The following is a 24,057-nucleotide window of genomic DNA, read 5'->3' on the forward strand; positions in this document are numbered from 1 at the left end:
CGCGGCCAATGCGACCAAGGACAGGTGTCTCGCCCAGATGAGCCACGAGCTTCGCTCGCGTCGGGGTCTGCCTGCCCGACGCCGATGAAGATCGGCTTCAGGGGCAGAATCCAGACGATACCCAGCGCCACATAGATGACGAGTTCGAGCCAGAAGGGCGGGCGGTCGAAGAGGTCGACCAGCTCAACCGCCGCCACGATATAGAGCGGCATCCCCACGATGAGGACCAGCAGAGACAGGCGGCGGCGTGTCTTGTAGCTCAGGGCCATGGAACCTCCTGTGGCAAGGGAGGGCCGCCCGGGCGAGGGCGGCCCGGTGGGTCAGTCCTCGAAAGGGTCGGTGACGAGGATCGTGTCATCGCGCTCGGGCGAGGTCGAGAGCAGCGCCACCGGGCACTGGATCAGTTCCTCGATCCGGCGGACGTATTTCACCGCGGCGCCCGGAAGGTCGGCCCAGCTGCGCGCGCCGGCGGTGCTTTCGGACCAGCCTTCGAGTTCTTCATAGATCGGGGTGCAGCGCGCCTGCTGGTCGGCGGCGATCGGCAGGTGGTCGAGCCGCTCGCCGTCGAGGTCGTAGCCCACGCAGATCTTCAGCGTCTCGAACCCGTCCAGCACGTCGAGCTTGGTCAGCGCGATGCCCGAGACGCCGGAAGTGGCGCAGGTCTGGCGCACGAGGACCGCATCGAACCAGCCGCAGCGGCGTTTGCGCCCGGTCACGGTGCCGAATTCGCGGCCGCGCTCGCCCAGACGCTCGCCGTCGGCGTCCATGAGTTCCGCCGGAAACGGGCCCTCGCCCACGCGGGTGGTGTAGGCCTTGACGATGCCAAGGACGAAGCCGATGGCGCCCGGACCGATGCCCGTGCCGGTGGCGGCCTGCCCCGCGATCACGTTCGAGGAGGTGACGAACGGATAGGTGCCGAAGTCGATGTCGAGGAGCGCGCCCTGCGCCCCCTCGAAGAGAATGCGCTTTCCGGCCTTGCGCATCTCGTTCATCACCTTCCACACGGGCTTCGCGTAGGGCAGCACCTGCGGCGCGATCTCGCGCAGCTGCGCGAGCAGGGCCTCGCGGTCGATGGGCTCGATCCCGAGGCCACGGCGCAGCGCGTCGTGGTGGACCATCAGCCGGTCCACCCTTAGGGCAAGCGTCGCCTCGTCGGCGAGGTCGGCCACGCGGATCGCCCGGCGGCCCACCTTGTCCTCGTAGGCCGGACCGATGCCGCGGCCCGTGGTGCCGATCTTGGCCACCGCATTGTGCGACTCGCGCGCCCGGTCCAGTTCTCCATGCAGCGGCAGGATCAGAACGGCGTTCTCGGCGATCATGAGATTGTCGGGCGTGATCTCCACGCCTTCGCCGCGAAGCTTGGCGATCTCTCCGACCAGGTGCCAGGGGTCGAGCACGACGCCATTGCCGATCACCGACAGCTTGCCCGGCCGCACGATCCCCGAGGGCAGCAGCGACAGCTTGTAGACCTTGCCGTCGATCACCAGCGTGTGGCCGGCGTTGTGCCCGCCCTGGAAGCGCGCGATCACGTCGGCCCGCTCCGAGAGCCAGTCCACGATCTTGCCCTTCCCCTCGTCGCCCCACTGGGCGCCCACGACGACGACGTTGGCCATGTCCGTTCCTTGCTGATGAAAAAAGACCCGCGCTCTATATCCCTTGCCCGAGCGGGACGGAACCGCAAATTCGCCCGGCGGACGGACGGACGGCCGCAAGCGGCGGCCGGGGCCTGGCCGGCGGGACCGGGACCGGCGCCCGCGGCGCGCGGCACCCGGACCTGCGGCCTTGAAGGGCTTGCGGCGACGGACGCATGGGCCTAGATAGGCGCGTCAGCATCTGAAGGCCCCCTCCGCATGCAAAACGTCGTTCTCATCGTCCATCTGATCCTCGCGCTTCTGCTCATCGGCGTGGTGCTGCTGCAGCGCTCGGAGGGTGGCGGGCTCGGCATGGGCGGCGGCGGCGGCGCCATGACCGGCCGTCAGGCGGCCAACGCCATGACGCGCCTGACCTGGGTCTTTGCGGTGGCCTTCATCGGCACCTCGATCGCTTTGACAATCTTTGCCGCGCAGAACTCGCACGGGTCCTCGGTGATCGACCAGTTCGGCGGCACCACGCGCCAGCAGGCCCCTGCCGCGCCCGAGGCGCCGCTGGGTGGTGATCTGCTGCCCCCGGCACCGACGAACGCCCCGCTGACGCCGCCGCGCGTGGACGAACCGGCGGCCCCGGCGCTGGAGGCCCCGGCGGTGGAAGCTCCGGCTCCGGCTGAAGCCCCTCTCCCTGAGGCCGCGGCCCCCGAGGCGGCGGCGACACCTGACGCGGAACCGGCCGCACCGGAGGCGAGCGCCCCGGAAACGACCGAGCCGGAGGCTGCCCAGCCCGAAGCGGCTGCGCCCGAGGCCACTCCGGCGCCGGAAACGGCCGCCCCGACCGAGGAACCGGCCGCACCGGAAGCTCCTGTCGCGCCCGCTCCGACGACGGCCAACTGATCTCTACAATCCTTTGATGCTTTTGCCTTTCTGACGACAGCATCTAGCTGTCGTCAGTTGCGAACTCTTTGCGGATGCGCTATATCCCGACTCCCGTGATGGTGGGATTCGGGCAAGCCGATCGCACTACCTTGAACCGACAGTCACGGGAGATCCCACCGCATGGCACGCTACGTCTTCATCACCGGCGGGGTGGTGTCTTCGCTGGGCAAAGGTCTGGCCTCGGCCGCGCTTGGCGCGCTGCTGCAGGCACGCGGGTTTTCGGTCAGACTGAGAAAGCTTGATCCCTATCTGAACGTCGATCCGGGCACGATGTCGCCCTTCGAGCATGGCGAGGTCTTCGTCACCGATGACGGCGCCGAGACCGACCTCGACCTCGGCCATTACGAACGTTTCACCGGCGTCTCGGCGCGCAAGACGGATTCGGTCTCGTCAGGGCGGATCTATTCCAACGTGCTCGAGAAGGAGCGCCGCGGCGACTACCTCGGCAAGACCATCCAGGTGATCCCGCACGTCACCAACGAGATCAAGGACTTCCTGAGGGTCGGCGAGGATGAGGTCGATTTCATGCTCTGCGAGATCGGGGGCACGGTCGGCGACATCGAGGGCCTGCCCTTCTTCGAGGCCATCCGCCAGTTCGCGCAGGACAAGCCGCGCGGCCAGTGCATCTTCGTCCACCTGACCCTCCTGCCCTACGTCTCGGCGTCGCACGAGTTGAAGACCAAGCCCACCCAGCATTCGGTGAAGGAGCTGCGCTCGATCGGCATCGCGCCGGACGTGCTGCTCCTGCGCTCGGAACACCCGATCCCGGAAAAGGAGCGCGAGAAGATCGCCCTCTTCTGCAACGTGCGCAAAGAGGCGGTGATCGCGGCCTATGACCTGAAGACCATCTACGAGGCGCCGCTGGCCTACCACCGCGAGGGGCTGGATCAGGCGGTGCTGGATGCGTTCGGGATCTCGCCCGCGCCGAAACCCAACCTCGACCGCTGGGTGGATGTGATGGACCGGCTGGAGAATGCCGAAGGCGAGGTGCGCGTCGCGATCGTCGGCAAATACACCCAGCTGGAGGATGCCTACAAATCCATCGCCGAGGCGCTGACCCACGGCGGGATGGCGAACCGGACGCGGGTCAGGGCGGAGTGGATCAACGCCGAGCTGTTCGAGCGCGAGGACCCGAGCCCGTTCCTCGAGGGCTTCCACGCCATCCTCGTGCCCGGCGGCTTTGGCGAACGTGGCACGGAAGGGAAGATCCGCGCCGCGCAGTATGCGCGCGAGAAGGGCATCCCCTATCTCGGCATCTGTCTGGGCATGCAGATGGCGGTGATCGAGGCCGCCCGGAACCTTGCCCATGTGAAGGATGCAGGCTCGGAAGAGTTCGATCACGAGATCGGCCGGAAGCGCTACACCCCCGTGGTCTATCACCTCAAGGAATGGATCCAGGGCAATCATATCGTCGAGCGCAAGCACGACGACGACAAGGGCGGCACGATGCGGCTTGGCGCCTATACGGCCGCGCTGGCCGCGGGATCGCGCGTGGCCACCATCTACGGCTCGACCGAGATCGAGGAGCGCCATCGCCACCGCTACGAGGTGGACGTGCGCTACCGTGAGGCGCTGGAAGGCTGCGGGCTGACCTTCTCGGGCATGAGCCCCGACGGCCGCCTGCCCGAGATCGTCGAGATCAAGGACCATCCGTGGTTCATCGGCGTGCAGTTCCACCCCGAGCTGAAGTCCAAGCCCTTCGCGCCCCACCCGCTGTTCGCCGACTTCATCCGCGCCGCCGTCGAGGTGTCGCGGCTGGTCTGAGATTGCCCGCCGGCCGCCCGAAGGGGCGGCCCATGGCGGCCTGGGCCTGCCCCTTCAGGAGATCGCATGAACCCGCAGCACGCCCGGCCTCGGCCTGATCCCGGCCACGCACCGTCGCGACCCGGCGCCCGGGACGCGCGCGGACCAGGGCGGCCCTGATGCTCTCCTATCAGCACATCTTCCATGCGGGGAACCTCGCCGACGTGCACAAGCACGCGCTGCTCTGTGCGATGCTCGACTACATGGTGAAGAAGGACAAGCCGCTCACCTACATCGAGACCCACGCGGGGCGGGGGCTCTACGATCTGTCCTCGGCCGAGGCGGTCAAGACCGGCGAGGCGGCGCAGGGCATCGCGGTGCTGGAGCGGCGGTTGCCCGAGGACCATCCCTACCGGCGGCGGCTGCGGGAAGAGCGCGCGCTCTTCGGCCCCGAGGCCTATCCCGGCTCGCCCCTGCTGGCGGCGGGCTTCCTGCGCGACGGCGACGTGATGCATCTGGCCGAGCTGCATCCGCAGGAATACCGGGCGCTCGCGCGGGTCATGGAGCCGTGGGGCGCGCATCTGCGGCAGGAAGACGGCTTCCGCGCAGCCCTGGCGCTGACGCCGCCCGTGCCGCGTCGGGGCCTGATGCTGATCGACCCGAGCTTCGAGGTGAAGGACGACTATGCGGCGATCCCCAGGCACATGGCCGCCATCGCGCGGAAATGGAATGTGGGGACGCTGGCGCTGTGGTATCCGATCCTGCCCGCGGGCCTGCACCGTCCGATGGTCGAGGTGCTGCGGGCGCAGTTCCCGGAGGCGTTGGCGCATGAGGTCCGCTTCCCCCCCGCGCGCGAGGGGCACGGTCTGGTGGGCTCGGGGATGTTCGTGGTGAACCCGCCCTGGGGGACGGACGACGAGGCCGCGCGCCTGACCGCACTCTTTGCCGGATGAACGGGCTGCGCGCGACGTGATGTCCGGGCGCTTGGCAGCCGTGGGGCGCCGCTCTATATCCTGTCCCATGTTCGACAGCCTTCTCCGCCGCCTGACGGCGCCCGCCCCCGATCGCCTGCCCGAGGCCGACGCCGACCTTGCGCTTGCGGCGCTTCTGGTGCGCGTGGCCCGCGCCGATGGCCATTACGACGAGGCAGAGATCAGCCGCATCGACCGCGTGCTCTCGGGCCGACGCGGGATCACGCCCGAGGACGCCACCCGGCTGAGGCGTGAGGCCGAGGCGCTCGAGGCCGAGGCGCCCGACACGGTGCGCTTCACGCGCGCCCTCAAGGAGGCCGTGCCGGTCGAGGATCGCTTCTCGCTGATGCAGGCGCTCTGGACGGTGGCGCTGGCCGATGGCGAGCGCGACGACGGCGAGGATCAGGTGCTTCGGCTGGTGGCGAACCTGCTCGGCCTGACCGACCAGGAAAGCGCCATCGCCCGCCAGCGCGCCGAACGCGGCTGAACGGCCAGGGCCCGCGCGGACCGTCGCCTCGCGCAGGGACGGCAAGGCCGTCGGTCGGTCGTCGGCCGCGGGTGCGCGGCGAATCCGCCTTGCCTTGGCCAAGGATTTGGGCCCTACTCGGGCCAGAGTGACAATTTGCGAGCCGTCGTGACCGCCCAGACCCGAGACCCAGGCCCCTCGCGCCCCGTTCCCGTCATCGAGATCCGAAACCTGCACAAGAGCTACGGCAGTCTCGAGGTGCTCAAGGGCGTGGACATGGTGGCCCCCAGGGGCCATGTGGTCTCGCTCATCGGGTCGTCCGGCTCGGGCAAGTCCACCCTGCTGCGCTGCGCGAACCTGCTCGAGGACAGCCAGGACGGCGAGATCCTCTTCGAGGGCGAGGCGGTGCGCTGGAAGGGCACGGGGCTTGCCCGCCACCCGGCCGACAAGGCGCAGGTGATCCGCATCCGCACCAACCTGTCGATGGTGTTCCAGCAGTTCAACCTCTGGTCCCACATGACCATCCTCCAGAACGTCATGGAGGCGCCGGTGACGGTGCTCGGGCGGCCGCGGGCCGAGGTCGAGGAGGCCGCGCGGCGCTATCTGGCCAAGGTGGGGATCGGCGACAAGTGCGACGCCTACCCCGCCCAGCTTTCGGGCGGCCAGCAGCAGCGCGCCGCCATCGCCCGCGCCCTCTGCATGGAGCCCCGCGCCCTGCTCTTTGACGAGCCGACCTCGGCGCTCGACCCCGAGCTGGAACAGGAGGTGGTGCGCGTCATCAAGGCGCTGGCCGAAGAGGGCCGGACCATGCTTCTGGTGACCCACGACATGCGGATGGCCTCCGACGTGTCGGACCATGTGATCTTCCTCCATCAGGGCAGGATCGAGGAAGAGGGGCCGCCCGACCGGCTCTTCGGTGCGCCGCAGACCGATCGGCTGCGCCAGTTCCTGTCCGCCACCGCCTGACGACCAACAACAAGAGAAAACTGACCGGGAGAGACCGATGAAGAAGCTGATCCTGACCACCGCGCTTCTGGCGCTGGCCGCGGGCGCGGCCGCGGCGCAACAGACCGTGCGCATGGGCACCGAGGGCGCCTACCCTCCCTACAACTTCATCAACGACAAGGGCGAGGTGGACGGCTACGAGCGCGAGCTGGGCGACGAGCTGTGCAAGCGCGCGAACCTCACCTGCACCTGGGTGAAGAACGAGTGGGACAGCATCATCCCCAACCTGCAGTCCGGCAACTATGACACGATCATGGCCGGGATGAGCATTACGGAAGAGCGGGAAGAGGTCATCGACTTCACCCAGAACTACATCCCGCCGCTGGCGTCGGCCTATGCCTCGATCTCGCCCGACGCCGACATCGAGGGCGGCGTGGTGGCGGCGCAGACCGGCACGATCCAGGCGAGCCATGTGGCCGAGAGCGGCGCGACGCTGCTCGAGTTCGCCACCGGCGAGGAGACCGTGGCCGCGGTCCGCAACGGCGAGGCCGACGCGGTCTTTGCCGACAAGGACTTCCTCGTGCCCTTCGTCAACGAGTCGAACGGCGAGTTCACCTTCGTGGGCGAGGACGTGCCGCTGGGCGGCGGCGTGGGCATGGGCGTTCGCAAGTCCGACACCGAGCTGAAGGAAAAGTTCAACGCGGCCATCCAGTCCATGAAGGACGACGGCACGATCAACGCCATGATCCGCAAGTGGTTCGGCGACGAGATCCAGACCTTCTGACGAAAGGAGGGGGGCCCGGCGAGGGCCCTCCGCCCGCCCATGTTCGCAAGCTGCGCCGATCCCAGAAGTCTCGAGGGCCTGAGCTGGCTCCTGTGCTACCTCACCTCGGGGTCGCACATCGCCTTCTACTGGTCGTTCGTCACCGTGCTTGTGCTGCTTGCCATCACGGCTCCGGTGGCGCTGGCCTTCGGCTTTGCCGGTGCGGTCGCGGCCCGGTCGCCCCTCTGGCCGGTCTCGGTCGCGGGCAAGACCTACACCGCGATGGTCCGGGGCATCCCTGACATCGTCTTCTTCCTCTTCTTCGTCATCGCGCTCGACCAGGGCATCGAATGGGTCACCCACCAGATCCGCTGCCCCGACTGGACCGAGCCCGTGCGGCAGGGACTCGAGTTCCGCGTCTGCCCCTCGGCCAAGGTGCCGCCCGGCAACGCCGCGCAGATCTGGCACCAGATCTACGGCTTCGGGCTGGCGGTCGTGACCTTCGCGATCGTCTTCGGCGCCTTCGTCTCGAACGTGCTGACCGGCGCGATGAACGCCGTGCCGCGCGCGCAGCTTGAGACCGCCGAAAGCTACGGGATGACGCAAGGTCAGGTCTTCCGCCGCATCCTCGTGCCGCAGATGTGGATCTACGCCCTGCCCGGCCTCTCGAACCTCTGGATGATCCTCATCAAGGCCACGCCGCTGCTGTTCCTGCTCGGCGTGCAGGACATCGTCTACTGGGCGCGCGAGCTGGGCGGCACTAAGACCTCGCTCTACGCCTATCCGCACCCGGACTGGCGGCTCTATTACTTCCTCGCGCTGCTGGTCTTCTACCTCGGCATGACGCGCCTGTCCGAGGTCGTGCTCGGCCGTCTGACGCGCAGGCTCAGCTTCGGGCAGGCCACGGCCGCGGGCGAAGCACAGCGGAAGGCCGCGGCATGAGTTGCATCGAAACGATCGCCGATTACGGCCTCCGCTCGCTGGGCATGGGCGAGAGGCTGTTGCCGCGCAGCGACTTCACGCTCTGCCAGCAGTTCACGCTGATCGGCTCGGGCATGATCTGGAACATCTACTTCGGGGTGCTGGCGCTGGCGGCGGGCTTCTTCCTAGCCAACGCGCTGGCCGTGGCCAAGGCCGCCCCCTCGCCCGTCATCCGCAAGCCCGCGGAATGGTTCATCTTCCTGTTCCGCGGCTCGCCCCTCTTCATCCAGTTCTTCCTGGCCTACGAGGCGCTGGTTCTGCTGCCGCGGGCGGGCATCGACATCTTCGGCCTCACGGTCGAGACCGGCTGGCTGACCCGCGCCTGGGCGGGGGCGCTGATCGTGCTGTTCCTGAACACGGCCGCCTATTCGGCCGAGATCTTCCACGGCGCGCTTATGGCGATCCCGAAGGGCGATCTGGAGGCCGCCGACGCCTACGGCCTGTCGGGCTGGAAGAAGTTCCGCCGCATCCAGTGGCCCACCATGCTGCGCCTTGCCTGGCCCGCCTACACCAACGAGGCGATCTTCCTGTTCCACGCCACCACGCTCGTGTTCTTCTCGGGCTTTCCCGCCTTCCAGCAGCGCGGCGACGCCCTCTACTACGCCAAATATTTCGCCGACAAGACCTTCAACCCGTTCGTGCCTTACCCCATCGTGGCCTTCTATTTCATCTGCCTCACTCTTCTCGTGATCTGGCTCTTCGGGCTGATGAACCGGAGGCTGAACCGCCACGTTCCCGCGGCCCGCAGGCCGCGACTGAGGGTCAGGCCGCAGATCATCAGGTGACGTGATGAAAGACTGGCTGAGAAAGCACCCCCAGGTCCGCACGATCCGTGTCGCGGCCGCGGATCTCAACGGGCAGGCGCGCGGCAAGCGCATCCCCGCCCGCTTCGCCGACAAGGTGGTGAAGGACGGGACACGCTTTCCCTTTTCGGTGCTGAACCTCGACATCTGGGGCGAGGACATTGACGACAGCCCGCTGGTGTTCGAGCAGGGCGACGCCGACGGCATCCTGCGCCCGACCGAGCGCGGCTTCATGCCGATGCCCTGGCTCGAGGCGCCGACCGCGCTCTTGCCGATCTGGATGTTCCGCGAGGACGGCCGCCCCTACGAGGGCGACCCGCGCCACGCGCTGCGCGCCGTGCTTGATCGCTACAAGGCGCGGGGACTGACCCCGGTGGTCGCGGTCGAGCTGGAGTTCTTCCTGATCGACGACAGCGGCAAGACGCTTCAGGTGCCGCCCTCGCCCCGGTCGGGCAAGCGCCGCAAGGCCGCCGAGGCGCTCTCGATCCGCGCGCTCGACGCGTTCGACACCTTCTTCACCGACCTCTACGACGCCTGTGAAGAGATGGACATCCCCGCCGACACCGCCACCTCCGAGACCGGCCTCGGCCAGTTCGAGGTGAACCTGATGCATTGCGACGACGCGCTGCGCGCGGCCGACGATGCCTGGCTCTTCAAGCTGCTGGTCAAGGGGCTTGCGCGGCGGCACGGCTTCGCCGCCAGCTTCATGGCCAAGCCCTACCCGGAATATTCCGGCTCGGGGCTGCACATGCATTTCTCGGTGCTCGACGCGCAGGGGCGCAACGTGTTCGACAGCGGCGGCCCCAAGGGCACCGCCATGATGCGCCATGCGGTGGCGGGCTGCCTGAACGCGATGCACGACAGCACGCTGGTCTTTGCACCGCACGCGAACAGCTACGACCGTCTCGTGCCGGGAATGCACGCGCCGACGGCGATCTCCTGGGGCTACGAGAACCGCACGACCGCCGTCCGCATTCCCGCGGGCAATCCCGCCGCGCGGCGGATCGAGCATCGCGTGGCGGGGGGGGACGTGAACCCCTACCTGCTGGTGGCCACGATCCTCGGCGCGGCCCTGACCGGGATCGAGGACCAGGAAGAGCCGCCTCAGGCCATCATGGGCAACGCCTACGCGCTCGAGGACCTGCCCCAGATCCCCGCCACCTGGGAAGAGGCGATCCGGGCCTTCGAAAACTCCGCCATCCTGCCGCGCATCCTTCCGCGCGAGCTGATCCGCAACTATGTGCTGACGAAGCGGCAGGAACTGCACTATCTGGCCGAGCTTTCGCCCGAGGAACAGGTCGAGCTCTACCTCGATACCGTGTGACCTCTTGCCGCCTCACCCGGGCCGGGGTTAGTCTCCGGCTCAGACAATTTCGGACAATTCATGCTGATCGGCATCCTGCAGACGGGCGAAGCGCCCGACGTCCTCTCCGGCGAGATGGGGGACTATCCCGACATGTTCCGGCGCCTGCTCGACGAGAAGGGGCTCGAGTTCCGCACCTACCGGGTGATGGAGATGGAGTTCCCCGCGAGCGTGACCGAGTGCGACGGCTGGCTGATCACCGGCTCGCGCCACGGCGTCTATGAGGATCATGCCTTCATCCCGCCGCTCGAGACCTTCATCCGCGAGGCGCGCGAGGCGCGCGTGCCGATGGTGGGGATCTGCTTCGGCCACCAGATCATCGCCCAGGCCCTCGGTGGGCGCGTCGAGCGGTCGGAGAAGGGCTGGGCCGTGGGCCCGACCGCCTACGACTTCGGCGACGACCGGATCGTGCTGAACGCCTGGCACCGCGACCAGGTGATCGAGCCGCCCGCCGATGCCGAGGTGATCGCCTCGAACGATTTCTGCGCGCATGCGGCGCTGCTTTATCCCGACTTCGCCCTGACGGTGCAGGCCCACCCCGAGTTCCGCGACGACTTCATCGACGGGCTGATGAAGACACGCGGCAAGGGCGTCGTTCCCGACGACCGGCTCGAGGCCGCGCAGCAGCGGCTTGGCCAGCCCAACGATGCCGGCCGCCTCGCCGACCGCATCGCCCAGTTCTTCAATCAGGCAAGATAGTCCCATGTCCGACTGGACCGATCGTCTCCCCGAAGCCGCCCGCGCCTATATAGGCAACCGCCGCGTGGACGAGGTGGAATGCATCCTCTCCGACATCGCCGGCGTCGCGCGCGGCAAGGCCATGCCCGCCTACAAGTTCGGCAAGCAGACGAGCTTCTTCCTGCCGAACTCGATCTTCCTGCAGACCATCACCGGCGAATGGGCCGACAATCCCTCGGGCGCCTTCACCGAGCCCGACATGATCCTGATCCCCGACTATTCGACCGCAACCGCCGCGCCCTGGACGGCGGATGTGACGCTGCAGGTGATCCATGACGCGGTGGACCAGCAGGGCCATCCGGTTCCCGTCTCGCCGCGCAACGTGCTGCGCCGGGTGGTGGACCTCTACAATGCCGAGGGCTGGACGCCGATCGTCGCGCCGGAGATGGAGTTCTTCCTCGTCGCCCGCAACATCGACCCCAACATGCCCGTCATGCCGCCGATGGGGCGGACGGGCCGGCGGGCGGCGGCCAAGCAGGCCTATTCCATGTCCGCCGTGGACGAATACGGCAAGGTGATCGACGACATCTATGACTTTGCCGAGGCGCAGGGCTTCGAGATCGACGGCATCCTTCAGGAAGGCGGCGCGGGTCAGGTCGAGATCAACCTCGCCCACGGCGATCCGGTCGCGCTGGCCGACCAGATCTTCTTCTTCAAGCGGCTGATCCGCGAGGCGGCGCTGCGGCACGACTGTTTCGCCACCTTCATGGCCAAGCCCATCGAGGGCGAGCCCGGCTCGGCCATGCATATCCATCATTCCGTGGTCGAGACCGGGACGAACCTCAACATCTTTTCGGACGCGAAGGGGGGCGAGGCCGAGGCCTTCCTCCATTTCATCGCCGGGATGCAGACCCATCTGCCCGCCGCGGTGGCCCTGCTTGCGCCCTACGTCAACAGCTACCGCCGCTATGTCCCGGACTTCGCGGCGCCCATCAACCTCGAGTGGGGCCGCGACAACCGCACCACCGGGCTGCGCGTGCCGATCTCGGGGCCCGAGGCGCGCCGGCTGGAAAACCGGCTCGCGGGGATGGACTGCAACCCCTACCTCGGCCTCGCGGCCTCGCTGGCCTGCGGCTACCTCGGGCTGAAGGAGCGGAAGATGCCGCGCCCCGAATGCACGGGCGACGCCTACATGTCCGAGACCGACCTGCCCTACAATCTCGGCGATGCGCTCGACCTGCTCGAGGAGAACGCGGCGCTCCGCGACGTGCTGGGGCACGAGTTCTGCGGCGTCTATGACGCAGTCAAGCGCAACGAATACAAGGAGTTCCTGCAGGTCATCAGCCCGTGGGAGCGCGAGCATCTGCTGCTGAACGTATGAACCTGCTCTATGCCAACGACCGGCCGGGGGAATATCCCCGCTCCTGGTATGCGGCCACCGCGGCCGATCTTGCCCCCTTCCCCGCGCTGGAGGGCGAGGTGCGGGCCGATGTCTGCGTCGTGGGGGCCGGATATACGGGCCTCTCGGCCGCGCTGCATCTGGCCGAGCGCGGCTATTCGGTGGTTCTGCTCGAGGCGCATCGGGTGGGCTTTGGCGCCTCGGGGCGCAACGGCGGGCAGGTGGGCTCGGGCCAGCGGCTCGAGCAGGACGAGCTCGAGGCGATGGTGGGGCTCGACGACGCGCGGAAGCTCTGGGATCTGGGCGAGGAAGCCAAGGCGCTGGTCCGGGATCTCATCCTTCGCCACGACATGCCGGTCACCTTCCATCCCGGCATTGCCCACGCCTGCCGCAAGCCTTCGGAGGTGGCCCACGCGCACGCCCATGCCGAAAAGCTAGCCCGCGACTATGGCTACGACCGGATCGAGCCGCTCGACCGGGACGGCATCCGCCGCCTGATTGGCTCGGAAGACTATGTCGGCGGGGACATCGACCGCGGGGCCGGCCATCTCCATCCGCTGAACTACGCCATCGGCCTGGCCCGCGCCTGCGTTGCGGCGGGCGTGCGGATCTGCGAGCGGAGCCCGGTGACGCGGATCATTCATGGCGCCGAGCCTGTGGCCGAGACCGCCGCGGGGCGCGTGCGCGCCGCCCAGGTCGTGCTGGCCGCGAACGGCTACCTCGGGCGCCTCGAACCCTCCGTCGCGGCCCGCGTGATGCCGATCAACAATTTCATCCTGGCCACCGAACCGCTGGGGCCCCGCGCGGCCGAGGTTCTGTCGGAACCCGTGGCGGTGGCGGACACGCGCTTCGTGGTAAACTACTGGCGGCTGTCCGAGGACGGGCGCCTGCTGTTCGGAGGCGGCGAGAGCTACGGCTACCGCTTCCCCGACATCGAGCGGACCGTGCGGAAGCCGATGCTGGAGGTCTATCCGCAGTTGCGCGACGTGCGGATCACCCATGCCTGGGGCGGCACGCTGGCCATCACCATGAACCGGCTGCCCTGCTTCACACGGGTGACACCCAACATCCTGTCAGCCTCGGGCTATTCGGGACACGGGGTGGCGATGGCGACGCTTGCGGGGCGGCTGATCGCCGAAGCGGTGGCAGGCCAGGCCGGGCGCTTCGATCTGATGGCGGGCTTGCCGCAGCCCCGCTTCCCCGGCGGCGCGGCGCTGCGCTGGCCGATGCTGGTGCTGGCGATGACATGGTATTCCCTTCGCGATCGGCTGGGGATCTGAAGCGCGGCGCCAGCGGGAGCCGCCGGGGGCTGTCTGCCCCCGGACCCCCGAGGATATTTGGGCGAGAATGAAAGGGCACGTGGTTCGGGCGGTGCGGGACGGGCGGCGGGTGGTGGACGCCGGGCAAAGATCCTGCGCAATGGGGCCGGGGCGCAAGGATCTCCGGGCCGCGGCGCGGTGTGTCGAAGGATCGGCTGCGGGTGTTGAACCTCTGTCGGTGCCTCGCTAGCCTGTCGCCTGACCCAATGCGAGGAGCCGATCATGCGTGACGATGCGCCGAATTCCTGGGAGTCGCGGGCCGACGCCTTCTCCCTTTACGGTTTCACCGACCTGCCCTCGGTGCATCGGCGCGGCGCTGTGGTGCTGACACATGGCACGGGGCCCTACGTCCACGACGTTCACGGGCGCGCCTATCTGGATGCCAATTCGGGGCTGTGGAACATGGTGGCCGGGTTTGACCATCCGGGTCTGATCGAGGCCGCCAAGGCGCAGTATGACCGCTTTCCGGGCTACCACGCCTTCTTCGGGCGGATGTCGGACCAGACGGTGATGCTGTCGGAGAAGCTTGTGGAGGTCTCGCCCTTCGACCGCGGACGGGTGTTCTACACCAACTCGGGCTCCGAGGCGAACGACACGATGGTCAAGATCCTGTGGTTCCTCGGGGCGGCCGAAGGGCATCCCGAGCGGCGCAAGATCATCACCCGCGTGAACAGCTATCACGGCGTCACCGCCGTTTCGGCCTCGATGACGGGCAAGCCCTACAACAGCCTGTTCGGTCTGCCGCTGCCGGGCTTCATCCATGTGGGCTGCCCGCATTACTGGCGCTTTGGCCAGGAGGGGGAGAGCGAGGCCACCTTCACCCAGCGTCTCGCGCGCGAGCTTGAGGCCACGATCATCAAGGAGGGGCCGGACACGATCGCGGGCTTCTTTGCCGAGCCCGTGATGGGCGCCGGCGGGGTGATCCCGCCGTCGGAGGGGTATTTCCAGGCCATCCAGCCGGTCCTGAAACGCTACGGCATTCCGTTGATCGCGGACGAGGTGATCTGCGGCTTCGGACGGACGGGCAACACCTGGGGTTGCCAGACCTACGACTTCGTGCCGGATGCGATCATCAGCTCGAAGAACATCACCGCGGGCTTCTTCCCGATGGGCGCGGTGATCCTCGGGCCTGAGCTGTCGGATCGTGTGCAGGCCGCCGCCGAGGCGGTCGAGGAGTTCCCGCACGGCTTCACCGCTTCGGGCCATCCGGTGGGCTGCGCCATCGCGCTCAAGGCCATCGACGTGGTGATGAACGAGGGGCTGGCGGAGAACGTGAAGCGGCTGACGCCGAAGTTCGAGGCGGGCCTGGCCCATCTGGCCGAGCATCCGAACATCGGCGAGTGGCGCGGCAAGGGCCTGATGGGGGCGCTTGAGGCGGTGAAGGACAAGGCCACCAAGACCCCCTTCCCCGGCGACCTCTCGGTGTCGGAGCGGATCGCCAACACCTGCACCGATCACGGGCTGATCTGTCGGCCGCTTGGTCAGTCGATCGTGCTCTGCCCGCCCTTCATCATGACGGAGGCGCAGATGGACGAGATGTTCGACAAGCTGGGTGCGGCGCTGAAAAAGGTCTTCGCCGAGGTCGCCTGACCCTTGTGAATCGGGGCTCCGCAGTCGCCTGCGGAGCTCGCCACTTTCATGCCGTCAGAGTTTCGAGAGCTTCTTCTGCAGCTCGGCAAGCTGCTTGCGGATCTGGGCCAGCTCTTCGGCACTGCCCGGCTCGGGCGTCTCTTCCTTGGGGGACACGGGGGCCGTCCAGCCTGGCAGGGCCATCATCGCCTTGATGAAGGCTTCCTGCTGCTTGCGCATCGCATCGAACCCCGGCATCCCCGCCATCGGCCCCGAGATCTGGCTGAAATTCTCCATCATCTTGGTCTGGCCCGAGCGCAGCATCTCGAACGAGGCCGCCAGGAACTGCGGCACGACCGACTGCACCTCGGTCGTGTAGCTGCGGACGAGGTCGGTCAGGACCGCGAGAGGCAGGACATTGTCGCCCTTCGACTCATGCTCGGCGATGATCTGGAGGAGATATTGCCGGGTCAGGTCGTCCCCGGACTTCAGGTCGATGATCTGAACGTCGCGCCCCGCCCGGATGAACCCGGCGATATCCTCGAGCGTGACGTAATCGCTGGTCTCGGTATTGTAGAGGCGCCGACTGGCGTAGCGCTTGATCAGCAACGGCTTGTCGGTCTCGGCCATACCCAACCCTGTCTTTTTGTGCGGCTGCAGAGAAGACTAGGGCAGGCCTGGAAAAAAGGAAAGGGCGGGCTTTTGGCCCGCCCCCCGCGCATCCGCCTTGGGAGGACTGGGTGGATGCGCGCCGGCTCACTTCGCCGGTGCGGTGGACTTCTTGGCAGCCGAGGTCACATCGACGGTCGCCTTCTTGACCGCCGCGGTCGCGTCGTCCTGCATGTCCTTGCCAGCGGCCAGCATCAGCTCGACCGTTTCCATCTGCACCTTCTTGGCCACTTCGGCGAAGGCGGCGAGGTTTTCGGCGGCCATCTCGGCGGCGGCCGACGCAAAGTCCGTCGCAGCCTTGGTGTATTCGGTGGGTTCGGACTTGGCCTTGGCCAGGTCGCCGAACTTGGCGATCGTGTCCTTGGCCCATTTCGCGGTGATCTCGGTCGATTTCTCGGCGGCCTCGAGGGTCACCTTCGACATCTTCTCGGCCATCGCGGCCTGGGTCTTGAACGCGTTCTGCATGGCCGACGCATCGACCGGGAAAGCCGCCATCATGTCCTGCATCACTTTGGTGAAGTCGGGGGTCTTGGTCATTGCCTTGTCTCCTGCGAGCGGGCTCATGCCCGGTTGTCCTGTGACAAGGATATAAATGCTGCGCCGCAGCAAATCAAGCAGGATTTCTGCGATGCAGCATTTTTTGGCCGGATGGCGGGAAAGTCCTTACCCTGCGGCAGGCTGTTCTCCGTCATCAGGCCTCGGGCTGGGTCACGACATAGGTGCCGGGCGCCGGAGCAAGCTCGGGATGCTTCGAATCACCCGGCTGGCGCGCCTTGATCCGCTTGCCCGAACGTTCGGCCAGCCAGGCGCCCCACCGCGGCCACCACGAGCCTTCGTGGAACTCGGCCGACTCCCGGAAGGCGTCGGCGGTGGTCAGGGGCGCGGGACTGACGTAGTGGCCATACTTGTTGCGGCTGGGCGGGTTCACGATCCCGGCCACATGGCCGGACTGCGACAGGATGAAGGTCTTGTCGTCGGAGCCGAACTGCCGGAAGCCGTTGAAGCTGCTCTTCCAGGGCGCGATATGATCGGTCTCGCAGGCGATGGCGCAGACCGGGATGGTCACGTCGGCAAGCCCCACAGGCGAACTGAGCACCGGGAAGCTCCCCTTGGCGAGCCGGTCCTGCTGGCAAAGACCGCGCAGATATTCCACCGCCATCTGGGCGGGCAGGTTCGTGCCGTCGCCGTTCCAGTAGAGCAGGTCGAAGGCGGGCGGCGCCTCGCCCATCATGTAGCTCTTGATGGCGGGCTGGTAGATCAGGTCGTTCGAGCGCAGGTAGCTGAAGGTGCGCGACATGAAGGTCTTGTCGAGGATGCCGTCCACCGCGACCTGCCGCTCGATCCCGTCCACGAAATCGTCGTTCAGGAACACACCCACCTCGCCCGGATCCGAGAAGTCGGTGAGCGTGGTAAAGAAGGTGGCCGAGCGCACGGTCGTGTCGCCGGCCTTCTCCAGATGCGCGAGCGTCAGCGTGAGCGTGGTGCCGGCGATGCAGTAGCCCACCGCATTGATCTGCTTCTGCCGGGTGATCGAGCGCACCTCGGCCATGGCGCGCATGTAGCCCTCGCGGATGTAGTCATCCATGCCGACGCCGGCATAGCCCTTGCCGGGGTTCACCCAGGAGACGACGAAGACCGTGAAGCCCTGGTCCACCAGCCATTTCAGCAGCGAGTTCTGCGGCTTGAGATCGAGGATGTAGAACTTGTTGATCCACGGCGGAAAGATCAGCAGCGGCGTCTCGTGGACCGTCTCGGTCGTCGGGCGATACTGGATCAGTTCGAACATGCGGTTGCGATAGACCACCGCGCCGTCCGTCGTGGCGAGGTTGTGGCCGACGTGGAACGCCTCGCGGTCGGCCAGCGTCACCAGCAGGTCGCCGTTGTTCGCCTCGATGTCGCGCACCAGATTCTCGAGCCCCTGCACGAGGCTCTCGCCATCCGTCGCGATGGCGCGTTCGAGCGCGTCGGGGTTCGTGCCGAAGAAGTTGGTGGGCGAGAAGAGATCGACGATCTGGCGCGAGAAATACTCGACCCGCTTCTTGTCGGCAGGCTCGATCTGCTCGAGCGCGTCCACGGCCTGCTGCACCGCCTCGGCGTTCATCAGATACTGCTGCTTGAGGTAGTTGAAGAACGGATGCGTCTGCCAGAGCGGATTCGAGAAGCGCCGGTCCTTCGGCGTCGTGTCCGGCGGCGGCTTCAGCTCGCCCTTGACCAGTTGCTGCTGCGCCTCGACGTAGTGCTTCAGGCTCTTGCCCCAGAAACTGATCTGATGCTCGAGAATCTTGGCCGGATTCTGCATCATCTCGGCCATGTAGGCGGTCATCGCCTTGAGGAACACGTCGCTGGAAGGGCCATGAAGCGCCGGGTCGGACAGTTTGCGCCGGGTGAGCGCCGCCGTGAGCCGCTTCGACAACTCGTCGATGCGCGCCAGGTTGGCGTTCAGACGCTCGAGCTGCGCGTCGCGGACGGAACCCGGGGCCTGCTCTTCGGTTGCCATATTGACTTTTCCCCCCTCATTTGCTGCCATGCAGCATAGTGTGCCTGCCTCTGGGGGGAGAACTGCAGGATCACAGCGCCTCCACCGGGCAGGGATACCGAATGAAATATATGACAACCTATGACGTCATGGAGAGTGCGCGCAACACCAACGAGTGGTTGGGCGCGACCGCAAGGGCCATGGCCTCCTATCCACTCTTTGCCCTTTCGATGAATCCCATGCTGGCGCTGACCGCCGCATGGGGAGAGGTCACCGAGCGCAGCTTCGCCCGGATGGTCGCCAAGCCCGACTGGGGCATCCGCTCGATCGTGGGCGAGGACGGGCAGGACCATCTGGTCGATGTCAAGACCATCGTGGAAAAGCCTTTCGGCAACCTCATCCAGTTCTTCGTGCGGAGGCGCCCGCCGATGGCCCGCAAGGTGCTGCTGGTGGCCCCCATGTCGGGCCACTATGCGACGCTCCTGCGCTCGACCGTGCTCAGTCTGCTGCCGGACTGCGACGTCTATGTGACGGACTGGCACAACGCGCGGGACATTCCCGTCTCCTGCGGCAAGTTCGACGTCGAGGATTACACCCTCTATGTCGTCGAGTTCATGCGCGCCCTCGGCCCGGACACCAACGTGATCGCCATCTGCCAGCCGGCGCCGCTCGTGCTGGCCGCAACGGCCTATCTGGCGGGCGAGGATCCGGCGGCGCAACCGCGGACCCTCACGCTGATCGGTGGCCCGATCGACCCGGATGCGGCCGCGACCGAAGTGACGGATTTCGGCCGCCGCGTCACGATGGGCCAGCTCGAGCAACTCGCCATCCAGCGCGTCGGCTTCAAGTACATGGGCGCCGGGCGGCTGGTCTATCCGGGCCTCCTCCAGCTTCAGAGCTTCATCTCGATGAACATGGAGCGCCACTCCAAGGCGTTTCAGGAGCAGATCGTGCGCGTGGCGCGCGGGCAGGCGTCGGACCATGACGCGCACAACCGCTTCTACGACGAATACCTCGCCGTGATGGACATGACGGCCGAGTTCTACCTCTCGACCGTCGAGCGGGTGTTCAAGAACCGCGAGATTGCGAAGAACGAGTTCACCGTCGCGGGCAAGCGGGTGGATATCGGCGCGATCACCGATGTGGCGGTGAAGACGGTCGAGGGCGAGAAGGACGACATCTCGGCCCCCGGCCAGTGCGTCGCCGCGCTGAACCTGCTGACGGGTCTGCCGGACTCGAAGAAGGCGAGCCACCTCGAGCCCGACGCCGGTCACTACGGCATCTTCGCGGGCAAGAGCTGGCGGCTCAACATCCGCCCGCTGGTGCTGCGCTTCATCGACGCGAACGTCCCCAAGCCGAAGCCCAAGATCGTCCCCGCCGCCGTGGCGGGCTGACCGAGATCAGGGCGCCCCGCCGGGCGCCCTTTTCACTTGCCCCGGCCCGGATCACCGGCCGAGAACCTGCTCCACCGCGTCCTCGATCATCGTCAGGCATTCGGGCGTCGAGAAGCGGTGGTCCGCCCCCTTCACCAGCGTGAGGCGGATGTCCGGCCCCGTCGCATGATCCAGCAGCCGCAGCGCGACCGAGGGCGGAACATCCGTGTCCGCGGTGCCCTGCAGCAGCCGCACCGGGAACGGCAGGTCGAGCGGATCGCGCAGCACGAGGCGCCCGCGCCCCTCCTCGATCAGGCGGCGCGTGATGATGTAGGGCTCATCGGAGTAGTCCGACGGCAACGTCACCTGCCCGTCGCGCTGCAACGCCTCGCGCTGCGCCTCGGAGAAGCCTGCCCACATGCTGTCCTCGGTGAAATCGGGGGCTGCGGCGATACCGACGAGCCCTGCGATCCGCTCCGGCATCGCCCGCGCGAGGAGGAGCGAGATCCACCCGCCCATCGACGAGCCCACCAGAACGAGCGGCCCGGCCAGCAGGCCGCAGGCGGCGCAGGCATCCTCGAACCAGTCGCCGATGGCGCCTTCGAGGAAGGCGCCCTCCGAGGATCCGTGGCCGGAATAGTCGAAGCGCAGAAAGGCCCTGCCTGTCTGCTCGGCCCAGCGTTGCAGATGCAGTGCCTTCGTCCCCTCCATGTCCGACTTGAAGCCGCCGCAGAAGACCACCGCCGGCCCTTCTCCGTCGGCCAGACGATAGGCGATGCGGCGGTGTTCGGGTGTCACGAGAAAGCTCGGGTCTGGCATGGGGCACCTCCTTTGCGCCCAGCCTTAGCAAAGCCCGCCGCCGCAGGCCACCTTGGGCATGGTGCGTTGACTTTCCCCGACGTGCGGCGCAGAAGCGGGCGACCATAACCCGCAACCGGGCGCAATCGTAGGCGCCAAACCGACGAGGAGAGCCAGACATGGCCCAGATTTCCCTCACATTTCCCGACGGCAACGCACGCGAGTTTCCCGCCGGCATCACCCCTGCCGAAGTGGCGGCCTCGATCTCGACCAGCCTCGGGAAGAAGGCGATCTCGGCCAGCGTCGATGGCAAGCATTACGACCTGCAATGGCCCATCGAGGCGGATGCGAAGATCGCGATCCACACCATGGCCGACGAGGCGCAGGCGCTGGAACTGGTCCGTCACGACCTCGCCCACATCATGGCCCGCGCCGTGCAGGAGCTGTGGCCCGACGTGAAGGTCACCATCGGCCCGGTCGTCGCGAACGGCTGGTACTACGACTTCGACCGCGCCGAAACCTTCACGCCCGAGGATCTCGGCGCGATCGAAAAGCGGATGAAGGAGATCATCAACGCCCGCGACGCGGTCAGGACCGAGACCTGGGACCGCGCCCGCGCCATAGCCTACTACGAGGGCCGCGGCGAGCCCTTCAAGGTCGAGCTGGTGCAGGCCATCCCCGAGGATCAGTCGATTCGCATGTACTGGCATGGCGGCTGGCAGGATCTCTGCCGCGGCCCGCATCTCCAGCACACGGGTCAGGTGCCCGCCGACGCCTTCAAGCTGATGTCGGTGGCCGGCGCCTACTGGCGCGGGGACAGCGCCAACAAGCAACTCCAGCGCATCTACGGCGTGGCCTTCAAGACCCGCGACGAGCTGAAGGCCTACCTCCACATGCTGGAGGAAGCCGCCAAGCGCGACCACCGCAAGCTGGGAAAGGAGATGGAGCTGTTCCATCTTCAGGAAGAAGCCCCCGGTATGGTGTTCTGGCACCCGAACGGCTGGCAGATCTACCGCACGCTGGAAGATTACATGCGCGGCCGGCTGCGGCAGGCGGGGTATAAAGAGATCCGCACCCCGCAGGTGGTGGACCGCAAGCTCTGGGAAGCCTCGGGCCACTGGGAGGCCTACAAGGAAAACATGTTCCTCGTCGAGGTCGAGGAGGAACATGCCAAGGAAAAGCGCATCAACGCGCTGAAGCCGATGAACTGCCCCTGCCATGTGCAGGTCTACAACCAGGGCCTGAAGTCCTACCGCGACCTGCCGCTGAGGCTCGCCGAGTTCGGCTCGTGCCACCGCTACGAGTCCTCGGGCTCGATGCACGGGCTCATGCGAGTGCGCGGCTTCGTGCAGGACGACGCCCACATCTTCTGCACCGAGGACCAGATCGAAGGCGAATGCGCGGCCTTCATCGAATTGCTCTCGAGCGTCTACAAGGATCTCGGCTTCGACAGTTTCGAGATCAAGCTGTCCACCCGCCCCGAGGTCCGCATCGGCTCGGACGAGGCCTGGGACAAGGTCGAGACCGCGCTGGAAAACGCGATCAGGAAGGTGGGCTGCGCCTATGAGATCGACCCCGGCGAGGGCGCCTTCTACGGGCCGAAGCTCGACTTCAAGCTGACCGACGCGATCGGGCGCAAGTGGCAATGCGGCACCTTCCAGGTCGACCCGAACCTGCCTACCCGCCTCGGCGCCGAGTACATCGGCGAGGATGGCGCCAAGCACCGGCCCTACATGCTGCACCGCGCGATCCTCGGGTCGTTCGAGCGGTTCATCGGCATCCTGATCGAGAACTACGCCGGCAAGCTGCCGTTCTGGCTGGCGCCGCGGCAGGTGGTGGTGGCCTCGATCGTCTCGGACGCCGACGAATACGTCGCCGAGGTGGTGGCGGCGCTGCGCGCGCGCGGCGTGCGCGCCGAGGCGGATATTCGAAACGAGAAGATCAACTACAAGGTGCGCGAGCATTCGGTGGGCAAGGTGCCGGTGATCCTCGCCATCGGGATGCAGGAGGTCGAGGGCCGGACGGTCTCGGTCCGCCGCCTCGGCGAGACGCGGACAGAGTCGGCGCCGCTCGATCAGGTGGTCGAAATGCTCGCCGCGGATGCGCGCATTCCGGGCTGATTCTCTGCCGCTCGGCATGATCCCGCTTATCCTCTGCCGGCTCCATTCGACCTTGGGATGGGGCCGGCAGCGCGCCAGGAACAGGCGGGCCGAGAGCCGCCGGTTCCCGCGCCCCACGGCGCGCACGGGCGCGGGCATTGCGGCTTTCCGCAAGGTCATGGCTTTTCAAAAGGTTAACGGCCTGGATCCCTCGCGGCGCGGCAGTTCGCCGCGCGCATCCCGGCGGAAAATGCGTTCTAATCCCACCCACGCAAGCCAGACCCGCCAGCGAACACGCCCGAACAGCATTTGCCCGCAGGCCGGGCAAATGCCTGTTGCGCACGTCTTTTCCTTTGTTGCTTGATTTTCGTTGGCGCTTTGGCATCCTTTCGCACGTGACAACAGACGTTCTGACGCTTTCCTGTTTCCAGGGTGTATGCGGAGGACCTGGATGCACGGCCCGCGGCAATGTCGCCCGGGTGAAGGCTGACGAAGGGAGAGACGGAATGCCGACCGGCACCGTGAAATGGTTCAACAGTACCAAGGGCTTTGGCTTCATTGCGCCGGATGATGGCGGCAAGGACGTATTCGTCCACATCTCGGCGGTGGAACGTGCCGGCCTCAAGGGCCTCAGCGACAACCAGAAGATCGGTTACGAGCTGCAGTCCGGCCGCGATGGCCGCTCCTCTGCGGGCGACCTGCGGCTGCTGTAACGCCAGAGAACGCGCCTGAGACTACAGAGACAGCCTGCCGACCCGTGGGCTGTTCTCATCCGAGAAGCCGCCGCTGCACCCCCGCGTCCCACCCCAGAAACAGCCCCTCCTCGGTGCGGATCACCGGCCGCTTCATGAGCGTCGGCTGAGCGGCAATCTGGGCCTCGGGTTCCGAAGCCTTCAGCCAGTCCGAGAGTCCCCGCCAGGTGGTTGACTGCCGGTTCACGATCGCGTCGCCGAACTCCGTCACCAGTTCCGAGATCTCGCTCTCGCTCAGGGGCCTGGCCCGGACGTCCCGAAATTCGATGCTGTGTCCCGCTGCCTCCAGCGCCTTCAGCGCCTTCTTGCAGGTGTCGCAGGTGGAAATGCCGTAGAGGATCATGGAGTGCCCGTGCTCGCGATGT

23 protein-coding genes are annotated in these 24,057 nt (G+C 67.0%); 16 read left to right on the top strand and 7 right to left on the bottom strand.

Annotation, left to right across the window (positions count from 1 at the left end):
• Positions 1-269: DUF2842 domain-containing protein (locus FG154_RS06045; protein ID WP_145105370.1), on the bottom strand; the 269-nt coding region annotated here is incomplete at its 3' end.
• A gap of 51 nt (positions 270-320) precedes the next feature.
• Positions 321-1,613: an adenylosuccinate synthase gene (locus FG154_RS06050; RefSeq protein ID WP_145105373.1), complete on the bottom strand. Its 1,293-nt coding sequence runs from the start codon at positions 1,611-1,613 to the stop codon at positions 321-323.
• Between the two features lie 237 nt (positions 1,614-1,850).
• Here FG154_RS06050 and secG point away from each other — a divergent pair, with 237 nt between their 5' ends.
• The 13 genes from secG (at position 1,851) to FG154_RS06115 (ending at position 15,546) form a co-directional block, all read left to right on the top strand.
• Complete coding sequence (gene secG / locus FG154_RS06055) at positions 1,851-2,483, top strand: preprotein translocase subunit SecG (RefSeq protein WP_145105376.1); 633 nt, start codon at positions 1,851-1,853, stop codon at positions 2,481-2,483.
• 162 nt (positions 2,484-2,645) lie between these two features.
• A complete protein-coding gene (locus tag FG154_RS06060; protein WP_145105379.1) occupies positions 2,646-4,289 on the top strand; it encodes a CTP synthase in 1,644 nt (547 codons plus the stop codon).
• Positions 4,290-4,447: 158 nt separating this feature from the next.
• The gene (rlmJ, locus tag FG154_RS06065) at positions 4,448-5,221 is read left to right on the top strand and encodes a 23S rRNA (adenine(2030)-N(6))-methyltransferase RlmJ (protein ID WP_145105382.1); all 774 of its coding nucleotides are present in this window, start codon (positions 4,448-4,450) and stop codon (positions 5,219-5,221) included.
• Between the two features lie 67 nt (positions 5,222-5,288).
• Positions 5,289-5,726, top strand: a complete 438-nt coding sequence (locus tag FG154_RS06070) for a tellurite resistance TerB family protein (RefSeq protein WP_145105385.1) — start codon at positions 5,289-5,291, stop codon at positions 5,724-5,726.
• Between the two features lie 147 nt (positions 5,727-5,873).
• Positions 5,874-6,671 carry an ABC transporter ATP-binding protein gene (locus FG154_RS06075; protein ID WP_145105388.1) on the top strand — a complete coding sequence of 266 codons (798 nt, stop codon included), beginning with the start codon at positions 5,874-5,876 and terminating at the stop codon, positions 6,669-6,671.
• 37 nt (positions 6,672-6,708) lie between these two features.
• Positions 6,709-7,434 (top strand): transporter substrate-binding domain-containing protein, encoded by a 726-nt coding sequence (locus FG154_RS06080; RefSeq protein ID WP_145105391.1) that lies wholly within the window; start codon positions 6,709-6,711, stop codon positions 7,432-7,434.
• Between the two features lie 39 nt (positions 7,435-7,473).
• Positions 7,474-8,355 carry an ABC transporter permease gene (locus FG154_RS06085; RefSeq protein ID WP_145105394.1) on the top strand — a complete coding sequence of 294 codons (882 nt, stop codon included), beginning with the start codon at positions 7,474-7,476 and terminating at the stop codon, positions 8,353-8,355.
• Positions 8,352-9,179: an ABC transporter permease gene (locus tag FG154_RS06090; RefSeq protein WP_145105397.1), complete on the top strand. Its 828-nt coding sequence runs from the start codon at positions 8,352-8,354 to the stop codon at positions 9,177-9,179. The genes FG154_RS06085 and FG154_RS06090 overlap by 4 nt, the downstream gene beginning before the upstream one ends.
• A gap of 4 nt (positions 9,180-9,183) precedes the next feature.
• Positions 9,184-10,521 carry a glutamine synthetase family protein gene (locus FG154_RS06095; protein WP_145105400.1) on the top strand — a complete coding sequence of 446 codons (1,338 nt, stop codon included), beginning with the start codon at positions 9,184-9,186 and terminating at the stop codon, positions 10,519-10,521.
• Between the two features lie 60 nt (positions 10,522-10,581).
• Positions 10,582-11,259 carry a type 1 glutamine amidotransferase gene (locus FG154_RS06100; RefSeq protein ID WP_145105403.1) on the top strand — a complete coding sequence of 226 codons (678 nt, stop codon included), beginning with the start codon at positions 10,582-10,584 and terminating at the stop codon, positions 11,257-11,259.
• A gap of 4 nt (positions 11,260-11,263) precedes the next feature.
• Positions 11,264-12,619 (top strand): glutamine synthetase family protein, encoded by a 1,356-nt coding sequence (locus FG154_RS06105; RefSeq protein WP_145105406.1) that lies wholly within the window; start codon positions 11,264-11,266, stop codon positions 12,617-12,619.
• On the top strand, positions 12,616-13,917 hold the full coding sequence (locus tag FG154_RS06110; protein ID WP_145105408.1) for an NAD(P)/FAD-dependent oxidoreductase: 1,302 nt from the start codon (positions 12,616-12,618) through the stop codon (positions 13,915-13,917). Before FG154_RS06105 ends, FG154_RS06110 begins: the two co-directional genes overlap by 4 nt.
• 261 nt (positions 13,918-14,178) lie before the next feature.
• A complete protein-coding gene (locus FG154_RS06115) occupies positions 14,179-15,546 on the top strand; it encodes an aminotransferase (protein ID WP_145105411.1) in 1,368 nt (455 codons plus the stop codon).
• Between the two features lie 54 nt (positions 15,547-15,600).
• On the opposite strand, the gene phaR is transcribed toward FG154_RS06115, so the two are convergent.
• The 3 genes from phaR to FG154_RS06130 form a co-directional block, all read right to left on the bottom strand.
• Entirely contained in the window at positions 15,601-16,155 is a 555-nt protein-coding gene (phaR, locus tag FG154_RS06120) for a polyhydroxyalkanoate synthesis repressor PhaR (RefSeq protein WP_145105414.1), read from the bottom strand.
• A 126-nt stretch (positions 16,156-16,281) separates the two neighbouring features.
• Positions 16,282-16,731 carry a Phasin gene (locus FG154_RS06125; RefSeq protein ID WP_145105417.1) on the bottom strand — a complete coding sequence of 150 codons (450 nt, stop codon included), beginning with the start codon at positions 16,729-16,731 and terminating at the stop codon, positions 16,282-16,284.
• 154 nt (positions 16,732-16,885) lie between these two features.
• Positions 16,886-18,691 carry a PHA/PHB synthase family protein gene (locus FG154_RS06130; RefSeq protein ID WP_145105420.1) on the bottom strand — a complete coding sequence of 602 codons (1,806 nt, stop codon included), beginning with the start codon at positions 18,689-18,691 and terminating at the stop codon, positions 16,886-16,888.
• Between the two features lie 101 nt (positions 18,692-18,792).
• On the opposite strand from FG154_RS06130, the gene phaZ reads away from it, so the two are divergent.
• Positions 18,793-20,064 (top strand): polyhydroxyalkanoate depolymerase, encoded by a 1,272-nt coding sequence (gene phaZ / locus FG154_RS06135; RefSeq protein WP_145105423.1) that lies wholly within the window; start codon positions 18,793-18,795, stop codon positions 20,062-20,064.
• Positions 20,065-20,115: 51 nt separating this feature from the next.
• Here phaZ and FG154_RS06140 read toward each other — a convergent pair whose 3' ends face one another.
• Positions 20,116-20,862 carry an alpha/beta hydrolase gene (locus FG154_RS06140; RefSeq protein ID WP_145105426.1) on the bottom strand — a complete coding sequence of 249 codons (747 nt, stop codon included), beginning with the start codon at positions 20,860-20,862 and terminating at the stop codon, positions 20,116-20,118.
• A gap of 158 nt (positions 20,863-21,020) precedes the next feature.
• Here FG154_RS06140 and thrS point away from each other — a divergent pair, with 158 nt between their 5' ends.
• Positions 21,021-22,961, top strand: a complete 1,941-nt coding sequence (gene thrS / locus FG154_RS06145) for a threonine--tRNA ligase (protein ID WP_145105431.1) — start codon at positions 21,021-21,023, stop codon at positions 22,959-22,961.
• Positions 22,962-23,446: 485 nt separating this feature from the next.
• Complete coding sequence (locus FG154_RS06150) at positions 23,447-23,653, top strand: cold-shock protein (protein WP_002720550.1); 207 nt, start codon at positions 23,447-23,449, stop codon at positions 23,651-23,653.
• A 55-nt stretch (positions 23,654-23,708) separates the two neighbouring features.
• Here the strand turns inward: FG154_RS06150 and FG154_RS06155 are convergent, their stop codons facing one another.
• Positions 23,709-24,035: an arsenate reductase family protein gene (locus FG154_RS06155; RefSeq protein ID WP_145105434.1), complete on the bottom strand. Its 327-nt coding sequence runs from the start codon at positions 24,033-24,035 to the stop codon at positions 23,709-23,711.
• Positions 24,036-24,057 lie beyond the last annotated feature (22 nt).

It is taken from the genome of Cereibacter sediminicola (genome assembly GCF_007668225.1).
GTDB classification, from domain to species: domain Bacteria; phylum Pseudomonadota; class Alphaproteobacteria; order Rhodobacterales; family Rhodobacteraceae; genus Cereibacter_A; species Cereibacter_A azotoformans.

Coding starts and splice junctions, on each gene's coding strand:
- FG154_RS06050 (WP_145105373.1), bottom strand. CDS start 1,613: ATGGCCAACGTCGTCGTCGTGGGCGCCCAGTGGGGCGACGAGGGGAAG.
- secG (WP_145105376.1), top strand. CDS start 1,851: ATGCAAAACGTCGTTCTCATCGTCCATCTGATCCTCGCGCTTCTGCTC.
- FG154_RS06060 (WP_145105379.1), top strand. CDS start 2,646: ATGGCACGCTACGTCTTCATCACCGGCGGGGTGGTGTCTTCGCTGGGC.
- rlmJ (WP_145105382.1), top strand. CDS start 4,448: ATGCTCTCCTATCAGCACATCTTCCATGCGGGGAACCTCGCCGACGTG.
- FG154_RS06070 (WP_145105385.1), top strand. CDS start 5,289: ATGTTCGACAGCCTTCTCCGCCGCCTGACGGCGCCCGCCCCCGATCGC.
- FG154_RS06080 (WP_145105391.1), top strand. CDS start 6,709: ATGAAGAAGCTGATCCTGACCACCGCGCTTCTGGCGCTGGCCGCGGGC.
- FG154_RS06085 (WP_145105394.1), top strand. CDS start 7,474: ATGTTCGCAAGCTGCGCCGATCCCAGAAGTCTCGAGGGCCTGAGCTGG.
- FG154_RS06090 (WP_145105397.1), top strand. CDS start 8,352: ATGAGTTGCATCGAAACGATCGCCGATTACGGCCTCCGCTCGCTGGGC.
- FG154_RS06095 (WP_145105400.1), top strand. CDS start 9,184: ATGAAAGACTGGCTGAGAAAGCACCCCCAGGTCCGCACGATCCGTGTC.
- FG154_RS06100 (WP_145105403.1), top strand. CDS start 10,582: ATGCTGATCGGCATCCTGCAGACGGGCGAAGCGCCCGACGTCCTCTCC.
- FG154_RS06105 (WP_145105406.1), top strand. CDS start 11,264: ATGTCCGACTGGACCGATCGTCTCCCCGAAGCCGCCCGCGCCTATATA.
- FG154_RS06110 (WP_145105408.1), top strand. CDS start 12,616: ATGAACCTGCTCTATGCCAACGACCGGCCGGGGGAATATCCCCGCTCC.
- FG154_RS06115 (WP_145105411.1), top strand. CDS start 14,179: ATGCGTGACGATGCGCCGAATTCCTGGGAGTCGCGGGCCGACGCCTTC.
- phaR (WP_145105414.1), bottom strand. CDS start 16,155: ATGGCCGAGACCGACAAGCCGTTGCTGATCAAGCGCTACGCCAGTCGG.
- FG154_RS06125 (WP_145105417.1), bottom strand. CDS start 16,731: ATGACCAAGACCCCCGACTTCACCAAAGTGATGCAGGACATGATGGCG.
- FG154_RS06130 (WP_145105420.1), bottom strand. CDS start 18,691: ATGGCAACCGAAGAGCAGGCCCCGGGTTCCGTCCGCGACGCGCAGCTC.
- phaZ (WP_145105423.1), top strand. CDS start 18,793: ATGAAATATATGACAACCTATGACGTCATGGAGAGTGCGCGCAACACC.
- FG154_RS06140 (WP_145105426.1), bottom strand. CDS start 20,862: ATGCCAGACCCGAGCTTTCTCGTGACACCCGAACACCGCCGCATCGCC.
- thrS (WP_145105431.1), top strand. CDS start 21,021: ATGGCCCAGATTTCCCTCACATTTCCCGACGGCAACGCACGCGAGTTT.
- FG154_RS06150 (WP_002720550.1), top strand. CDS start 23,447: ATGCCGACCGGCACCGTGAAATGGTTCAACAGTACCAAGGGCTTTGGC.
- FG154_RS06155 (WP_145105434.1), bottom strand. CDS start 24,035: ATGATCCTCTACGGCATTTCCACCTGCGACACCTGCAAGAAGGCGCTG.